The organism is Fulvivirga kasyanovii (assembly GCF_009711405.1).
GTDB lineage: Bacteria > Bacteroidota > Bacteroidia > Cytophagales > Cyclobacteriaceae > Fulvivirga > Fulvivirga kasyanovii.
Genome location: NZ_SMLW01000677.1, coordinates 58016 through 66568, shown reverse-complemented (window position 1 = coordinate 66568; position 8553 = coordinate 58016). Strand labels below are relative to the sequence as shown.

The window sequence follows — 8553 nt, the reverse complement described above, 5'->3', positions numbered from 1 at the left end:
TTTTTTAAACAGGTGTTTTATGAATAAAGTAGCTGCCAATATTCTGGTTATTGATGATGACCCGGATGTACTGCACACGGCCAGAATAGTTTTGAAACCGCACTTTACCAACATTACCGTAGAGAGCAACCCTGAGCAAATTAACTTTCTGATCAACCATAACCGGTATGAGGTAATACTGCTGGACATGAACTATACTGCAGGCGCTACCAGTGGTAAAGAAGGGCTCTTTTGGTTAAAGAATATCATGACCAAAAATCCCACCCAGCAGGTGATCATGATGACTGCGTATGGAGACATCAAACTGGCCGTGGAGTCTATGAAAATAGGGGCTGCCGACTTTGTGGTAAAGCCATGGGAAAATGAGAAGCTCCAGGCTACGGTTCATGCTGCTTATAACCATAGCCAGTCCAAAAAGGAGGTAGAAGAGTTGAAGAGCAGAAACAGCAGCCTTAACCAGTTGCTAACCTCCTCGGAAGAGACCATTATAGGACACTCTGAACCTATGAGAAGGATTTTCTCCACGGTAGACAAAGTGGCCGCCACAGATGCCAATGTGCTGATATTGGGAGACAATGGAACAGGCAAAGAGATGATAGCCCGGTCAGTTCACAATAAGTCCGACCGCAGTGCCAGCGTCTTCATCAAGGTGGATCTGGGAGCTGTTTCCGAAAACCTGTTTGAGTCCGAGCTGTTTGGCCATGTAAAAGGCGCTTTTACTGATGCCCGGGAGGAAAGGACGGGCAGGTTTGAACTGGCACATGGAGGCACCTTATTCCTTGATGAAATCGGCAACCTGTCGCTTCCCATGCAGGCTAAATTGTTGACGGCCATTCAGCATAAGGAAATTGTAAAGGTTGGAGGCAATACGCCCATTCCGGTAGACTGTCGTATAGTAGCAGCTACCAACAGCAACCTGCTCCGGATGGTAGCTGAGGGCAAATTTCGGGAAGACCTGCTGTACCGCATCAACACAGTTGAAGTACACGTGCCCAGATTAAGCGACAGAGTTGAAGACATACCTTTATTGGCAGAACATTTTCTAAATGTTTATGCACAGAAGTACAGAAAAACCAGTCTTTCTATCAATAAAAGAGCTATGGAGTACCTCTGTAACCACTCGTGGCCCGGCAACATCCGCGAACTGCAGCATGCCATAGAAAGGGCCGTGATCATGGCCGATGACAATGTGCTCAGTCAGGACAGCTTTCTACTGACCGACCAGAGAGCAAGTACTACTTCCAGCGACAGCATCAATATGGATGAGGTGGAAAGGAGTACTATTGAAAAGGCTATTGCAAAAAACAAAGGCAACATCAGCAAAGCCGCCAAAGAGCTAGGCCTCGGCCGCACCACCATCTACCGGAAAATGGATAAGTATGGGATCAGATATTAGCCTTGAACGCAAATGTTGATCATGCCGAATACGTACACCCAAATATACATTCACATCGTTTTTGCCGTAGAAGGAAGGGCACGTCTGATTCCAAAAGCTCATAAAGAAGAACTCCACAAGTTTATCAGTGGCATTATTTCCAAGAGAGGTCAAAAACTATTGGCCATTCATTGTATGCCAGACCATACACATATTCTGGTTGGACTAAAACCAACAATCGCGCTTTCTGATCTTGTAAGGGATATTAAGGCAGGATCATCAAGCTTTATAAGTGCCAAAAATTGGGTTAAAGGAAAATTTCAATGGCAAACTGGTTTCGGTGCTTTTTCTTATGCACATTCTCAGTTAGGTGTTGTCATAAACTATATCAATAATCAGGAGGAACGCCATAAACGAACATCATTCAAAGAAGAATATGTATCTTTTCTAAATAAATTCAATGTTGACTACAACGAAAAATATTTGTTTGAATGGATCGAATAAGGACAGAACGCACCTATGGTGCTGGTGTTTACAATAATATTTTCTATAGACAGGTCGCCCGTACCGGGCTAAATTCATGTCCTAAATTGAATTGAATTGTCCAAAATCTATAGGGTTCGTGCTCACCGCTTAGTGTGTATCAAATTGGACAAAATATAGAATAAGCCCGGTACGGGCGACCTGTTTATAGCCTATCTTTCTCACAGAAAATCAGCTCCGTAGGAGCGACCTGAAATATGAACCTCAAAAACTTTAGACTAAATATTATCATCCGGGTGCTGCTGATCATGGTACTGTCCCTGGTGCTGGCTTTTGTGTTGATCAAAACCGAATGGCTTTTCACTCCTATTGTTATCGGTATTTTGCTTATTTCCGTGGCTACCAGCCTCACGTGGTATGTAGAAAAGACAAACAGCGACCTCACCCAATTTCTCCTGTCCATCAAGCAAGGCAGCTTCACCAATATTTTTAAGGGCACAGGCAAGGGATCAAACCAGGCACAATTAAGTCAGGCTTTTAATGCCGTCATTGAAGAATTTCAGAAGATCAGCATTGAAAAGGAGTCTCAGTATCAATACCTCCGCACTTTAAATGAGAATATTGGAATATCCATCATCAGTTACACCGGTGATGGGGAAATAGAGCTAATAAATCCGGCAGCCAAAAACCTGCTGAAAAAACCGTATCTCAAAAACATCAAGGATATTGAAGCTATAGACCCTGCATTACACAAAGCCATTGTCACCTTACACTCCGGTGAGCGACAGGTGATCAAAGCGTATATAAAAGATGAAATCATACAGCTTTCACTCCATGTCAAAGATTTTATCCTTCAAAACAAGAGTTTCAGACTCGTGCTCCTGCAAAACATCCACATCGAACTGGAGCAAAAAGAGGTGGAAGCATGGCAAAAGCTGATCAGTGTATTGACCCATGAAATTATGAATTCGGTCACCCCGATTGTATCATTAAGCAGTGCCATCAACCAGATGCTGCATAATGAAGACCTTTCGAAGCTCCCTGCCGATGACCAGGAGGATATCATAACAAGCCTTCAAACAATAGAAAACAGAAGCAAAGGTTTGTTAAAATTTGTCAATGCCTATAAGGATTTTTCCAAAACCCCTGAGCTAAAGATCACTGATGTCAATATTGTGAGCATGATAGAGCGGTTAACTTCACTATTGAAACCCGATCTTGAAAAATCGAACATCAGGCTGGTAATGGATATAAAAGCCCGCGAGTTAAAAGTAAAGGCCGATCATGAGCTGTTGGAGCAGGTTTTGATCAACCTGATAAAAAATGCTATTGAAGCTCTGGATGGAGCAGAAAACGGAGAAATTTCCATAGCCGTAAGGAGAGCCGGGGCAAGAAAAATAGCCATGACGATTGAAGACAACGGCCCGGGCATGTCGAAAGAAACCATAGACCGGATATTTACACCGTTTTATACCACAAAAAAGAAAGGCACAGGTATAGGGTTAAGCTTTGCACGGCAGATCATGAAGCTCCACAATGGCAGTGTCACGGTGCAGTCAGAGCTAAAAAAAGGCACTGTATTCCATCTTGAATTCTGATTTTCAAGACTTGTGTTGCGAAATGTGGATAATCGTGTGATTATCACTGAAAATATGTGCATAACCACCTGCTTTTAGGGGTCAAAACCGGTGGGAAAGTTGTGGGAAACAAACCTTCCGATTTTTTTGCCCGCAAAGATATTGTTACGACCTTAGATAAACCAAGTGAGAGATGATCACGGCAGACACAAAAGAGTGTCAGGTAAGTAGTGGTGATATGAGAAATACGCTATTCAGGAGTTTAAGGCCATTCGGCTGATAATTTGAAATGACTAAAGTCACAGCAAAGCGGTTTCATAGAACGGTCTGGTCGGCACCCTCAAACTAGTTTTGAGAACCTGATACCGGATTTGAAAAAGTATACTGAAGGGGTCACAACGACTGGTTGGCGATCTGAAATGGCAAAGCTGCAGAAGGTAACTTTTTTGAGTATGATAAAATCGTATCGTTTGAGTACTATCATGAAAGCCAGATCCTGAACTTTGCTTAGGCAAAGCGCCGGTGAAGCTGGATAACTGTAACTTGGCATACGTTGCAATTAAGGTTGCAATGCTATGAAATGGGGGTTTTTCTTCAAGAAAAGTCCCCATTTTTGTTTTTGTGCCTTTGGATGTTTAATGGCAATCGGCAAAAGCGGGTTATTCACATTACATGTTTTATTTTCCGATCCATTGCTCCAAATTTCTTCAGTTTGGCGGTATTACTGCTGTTAATACTTCTGAACAGTAAAGCTTTACCAAACTTTTGGAAGTTTAGTAAAGCCACGATTTAGTACTGCAAGCTTGCCATTCTAAGAATAAATTTCCTTATCAAAAAAATAGATGTGCACATGTAGTCTAGCGCCTTAACTGCTTAATAGCATTGAGGCAGGTTGTCTGAGGGTGTTCTCTGGCTAGTTAACCATTTCAATTAACAACAGTCTCAGCACCATCTGACTTGCACCTATTAAACTGGTAATCTTAAAGAAAACCTCCCTGACAGACAGCAGATTTCCCTTTACTTAAAAACTGTTTGTCAATTTTAAATGTTACCTGTCAAATCACTAATTTTGCACCATATCAAAAACTGATCGGCTATCAAAAAATTCGACATTCCTGAATATTACAGATCTTCCATTACCGGCAGGATCAAAGAGGCGAGGAGGATTACAGACCCACGTAAAAGAGACTTTACACCGACGGAGCTGGATTTCGGCCCGGTGAAATTTTACATTGCCAGGCATTTCGGGTTCTGCTATGGCGTTGAAAATGCCATCGAGATCAGCTATAAGGCGCTTGAGGAAAATCCTGATAAAAGGGTCTTCCTGTTAAGCCAGATGATCCACAACCAGGAGGTTAACAATGACCTTCAGAGTAAGGGCATTAAATTCATCATGGATACGAACGGCACCCAGTTCATCGGTTGGGACGAGCTTAAAAAGGAAGACATCGTGATCATTCCTGCCTTCGGCACCACACTCGAAATAGAAAAAAAACTTGACGAAATCGGTATCGAAGTACAGAAATACAATACCACCTGTCCCTTTGTCGAAAAAGTCTGGAAACGATCTGAAAAACTTGGTGAGGACAATCACACCATCATTATCCATGGTAAGCACAACCACGAAGAGACACGGGCTACATTTTCCCATAGCTCAAAAACAGCCCCTTCGGTTATTGTAAAGGATATCGCCCAGACCAGGACGCTTGGTGAGGTGATCAAAGGCAACATTTCCAGAGAAGAATTTTATAAACTGTTCAAGGGAATGTACACCGAAGGCTTTGACCCGGATGTGCACTTTGATAAAGTAGGTGTGGTAAACCAAACCACCATGCTGGCTACCGAAACTCAGGAGATAGCGGATTACATCAAACAGGTAATGATAGAAGTCCATGGTCAGGAAAATTACCGTGAGCACTTTGCCGATACCAGGGACACTCTCTGCTATGCTACCAATGATAACCAGGATGCTACATATGGTCTCCTTGAGCAAACTGCAGATCTGGCTATGGTAGTTGGAGGCTACAACAGTTCAAACACCTCGCACATTGTTGAGCTTTGCGAACGCAAATTTCCAACCTATTTTATCAACTCGGAAAAGGAGATCAAGTCAGCAGAAGAGATCCATCACTTCAACTACCCTGAAAAGAAGATGGAAGTTACTAACGGCTGGCTGCCAAAAGGCCGGGAAATACGCATAATTCTCACCAGTGGTGCTTCATGTCCTGATACTTTGGTTGATCGGGTTATGCTTGAAATCCTGAGCTTCTTCCCGAAAGCTACCAGCGTGGAAGACCTTGTGAAGAAGATAGTTTCAATACCATAGCCATAAAACAACTATCGGGATAACCTGTTAGTATTTTACGCCCGCCGTTATTGCGACAGGGCTTGGTTCAGTAAGAAATGTTTATTTTTACACATGCTCACTGCGTATAGAAGGTTAAAAACAGAACTTGAAAAACACTCCAATGAATACTTACTTTTTGTATTCTCACTGATCATTCCCGGAATTGTTTGTCTGTTTGCCCTCAATGCGTTTTTAGAGATCACTGAAAGATTGCAGGCTGATGAACTTATAAAATTCGATGACATGATCACGGAATTTGTTCACAGCTTTCGAAGTGACACGTTCACGAAGGTAGTAACTTTTATCACCGACCTGGGTGATGTTACAGCCTATGCCATTATAATTCCATTAATTGCCGCACTGCTATATTACCACGGGCACCACCGGTGGAAACTTTCTTTGCAGGCCACAATAGTACTTCTTTCTGCTTTTTTACTGAACGTAGGTATAAAGCACCTGATCAGCAGGCCCAGGCCTCTGGAAGAATTAAGATTGGTTGTAGCGCACTCCTACAGTTTTCCAAGCGGTCATAGCATGAGTGCCATAGCCTTCTATGGCTTTCTCATTTACCTTACCTATAAGCACGTGACCAATACATTGCTTAAAATTTTGTTGATCCTGGTTCAGGTATTGCTGATCCTGAGCATTGGGTTAAGCCGTGTCTATCTGGGGGTTCACTTCCCTACCGATGTTTTGGCCGGCTTTATTGCAGGTTTGGTTTGGCTCATTATCTGTATCGTAGTTTTCAATTTTATCAACCTTTACAGAAAGCGCCAGGTTCGCAAGAAAGGCCTAAATCCTCACCCCGATCATTAGTATATCATCGGTTTGTTCATTATTGCCCTGCCATCGGCTGATCTCCTCTTCAATAGCCTCCACTTGCTTTGCCATAGGATCAGTAGCTATTTTCTTCAGCAGTTCCCTGAACCGGGGGTACATGTACTTCTTATTTTCTTTACCCCCAAACTGGTCCACAATGCCATCTGTAAACAAATAAATGCTGTCTGATGCTTCCAAAACCAGTTCATGTTGATGATAGACCCGATGTTCATCATATAATATGCCCCCGACAGGGTAATGGTCACCTTTCAGCACTTTTAATTCATGATTGTGAAAATAATAAAGCGGACGCTTGGCTCCGGCAAAAGCCAGTTTTTTGTTTCTCCGGTTGAAAAGACAGATACCGATATCCATGCCATCATTGGACTTACTTTGAACATTGTCGTATTTCAGGTTTTTAAACACCCTGATGTTCAACTCTCTCAGTATTTCAGCCGGTTCAATAATTTTCTCTTCATTGACGATCTGGTTCAATAAAGAATTGCCCATAACATTTAAAAATGCTGCAGGGATACCATGCCCCGTGCAGTCAACAGCGGCTATTACTACATGGCTGCCTTCTTCTGCAAACCAATAGAAATCACCATTTACTATATCCCGGGGCTTGGTAAGCACAAATGCATCTTCAAAAACGGATTTAAGCCGGTCATTCTCCGCCAGTATGGCCTCCTGAATATTTTTGGCGTACAGGATACTGTCCATGATGTTCTGGTTCTTGGCAATGATCTCCTGGTTCTTTTGCTTTAATATCTTGTTTGTTCTGGTCCTGTAAACATTTTTGCGGTATTGCAGCACCACAATAAATACTACCAGCACAAGCATACCTATCAGCCAGTAAAAAGCCATCTGGTCATTATAGATTTTAAGGTCCTTGATCTCGGCTTCCTTCCGCAATAGCTCTATCTCGTTTTGCTTGGTTTGTATGTGATAGTTGGTTTCAACATCAGCTATTTTGGATGATTGGTCAGCATTGAAAATCTCGCGGTTAACCTGGCTATACATCTTGTGGAACTGCAGTGCTTTCTTATAGTCACCCAGTTTTGAGTAAATGTCTGACAGCCCTTCATAATTGTTTTTCAGCAACAGCTTAATGTCCGCTTTTTTGGCCATTTCTATACTCAGGTTATGCTTCTCTATGGCCCTGTCGTATTGGCCCAGTGCAGCATTAAGCAAACCAAACTCATACAAAAACTCAGCCTTAACATACCTGTCATCGGTTTTATCAAAAAGCATTACGGCATTATTATAGTACATCTGCGCCGAATCCAGGTTTCCCAGCTTAAAATGGTTCAGCCCAATATTGGCGAGGGAAACAAAAATGCCATAGTCATCTTCATTCCTCCTGTCAATGATCAGTGCTTTGTTATGGCATTCGGCAGCACGCTTATAATCTTTCAGCCCTTCCTGGTACACCACACCTAAATTATTGTAGGAAGATGAAAGGGTTAACGTATCCGAAGTCCTGAGTTTTAGCTCAACAGATTTTTCCAGGTAATCGATGCTCTTTTCATACCGCCCGAGCTCTTTAAACAGCAGACCGAGGTTATTATAAATCCTCGACATTCCTTTCAGATCGCCTCGTGATTCCTGAAAAGCCTGAACTTTTAAAAAACATTCCAGGGTTTGCTCATAGTCGCCAATGCCATAATAAATAATCCCGAGAGAGTTGATGGCATCCGCTTCAAGCACTTCATAATCATGAGCCTTCGCAAGTTCGATGGACTGGTTAACGTAGTCTATGGCCATGGCAACATCATGATCGCTCATAAGTACCCCCAATTGTCTGAGGGATTCTATCTTCACAGAATCAGATTCAGCCTGAGCTGCTACATTTTTCAGGCTATCAATCATACTGGTTTGAGCAAAAACCTGACTGGTCAGGCAACTTAAAACCAAAACAACCGTAAGAGGTATGTATTGCAAAATAATGT

Annotated in this window: 6 protein-coding genes; 5 read left to right on the top strand and 1 reads right to left on the bottom strand. The window is 42.5% G+C overall.

Going from position 1 to position 8553, the window contains the following annotated elements:
* The first annotated feature begins 19 nt into the window (after positions 1 to 19).
* The 5 genes from E1163_RS29245 to E1163_RS29225 all read left to right on the top strand — a co-directional run bounded on the left by E1163_RS29245 (position 20) and on the right by E1163_RS29225 (position 6598).
* Positions 20 to 1396, top strand: coding sequence for a sigma-54-dependent transcriptional regulator (locus tag E1163_RS29245; RefSeq protein WP_155177175.1), 1377 nt, complete (start codon positions 20 to 22; stop codon positions 1394 to 1396).
* A 21-nt stretch (positions 1397 to 1417) separates the two neighbouring features.
* Entirely contained in the window at positions 1418 to 1879 is a 462-nt protein-coding gene (tnpA, locus tag E1163_RS29240; protein WP_155177173.1) for an IS200/IS605 family transposase, read from the top strand.
* Positions 1880 to 2115: 236 nt separating this feature from the next.
* The gene (locus tag E1163_RS29235) at positions 2116 to 3456 is read left to right on the top strand and encodes a sensor histidine kinase (protein ID WP_155177171.1); all 1341 of its coding nucleotides are present in this window, start codon (positions 2116 to 2118) and stop codon (positions 3454 to 3456) included.
* A 1075-nt stretch (positions 3457 to 4531) separates the two neighbouring features.
* Complete coding sequence (locus tag E1163_RS29230) at positions 4532 to 5761, top strand: 4-hydroxy-3-methylbut-2-enyl diphosphate reductase (protein ID WP_343034003.1); 1230 nt, start codon at positions 4532 to 4534, stop codon at positions 5759 to 5761.
* 93 nt (positions 5762 to 5854) lie between these two features.
* Entirely contained in the window at positions 5855 to 6598 is a 744-nt protein-coding gene (locus E1163_RS29225) for a phosphatase PAP2 family protein (protein WP_155177169.1), read from the top strand.
* Here the strand turns inward: E1163_RS29225 and E1163_RS29220 are convergent.
* Positions 6575 to 8545, bottom strand: a complete 1971-nt coding sequence (locus E1163_RS29220) for a tetratricopeptide repeat protein (RefSeq protein ID WP_155177167.1) — start codon at positions 8543 to 8545, stop codon at positions 6575 to 6577. The genes E1163_RS29225 and E1163_RS29220 overlap by 24 nt on opposite strands.
* Positions 8546 to 8553: the final 8 nt, after the last annotated feature.

Bases quoted from the DNA above. Each gene is read 5' to 3' on its own strand.
- E1163_RS29225 (WP_155177169.1), top strand. From the start codon at position 5,855: ATGCTCACTGCGTATAGAAGGTTAAAAACAGAACTTGAAAAACACTCC.
- E1163_RS29245 (WP_155177175.1), top strand. From the start codon at position 20: ATGAATAAAGTAGCTGCCAATATTCTGGTTATTGATGATGACCCGGAT.
- E1163_RS29235 (WP_155177171.1), top strand. From the start codon at position 2,116: ATGAACCTCAAAAACTTTAGACTAAATATTATCATCCGGGTGCTGCTG.
- tnpA (WP_155177173.1), top strand. From the start codon at position 1,418: ATGCCGAATACGTACACCCAAATATACATTCACATCGTTTTTGCCGTA.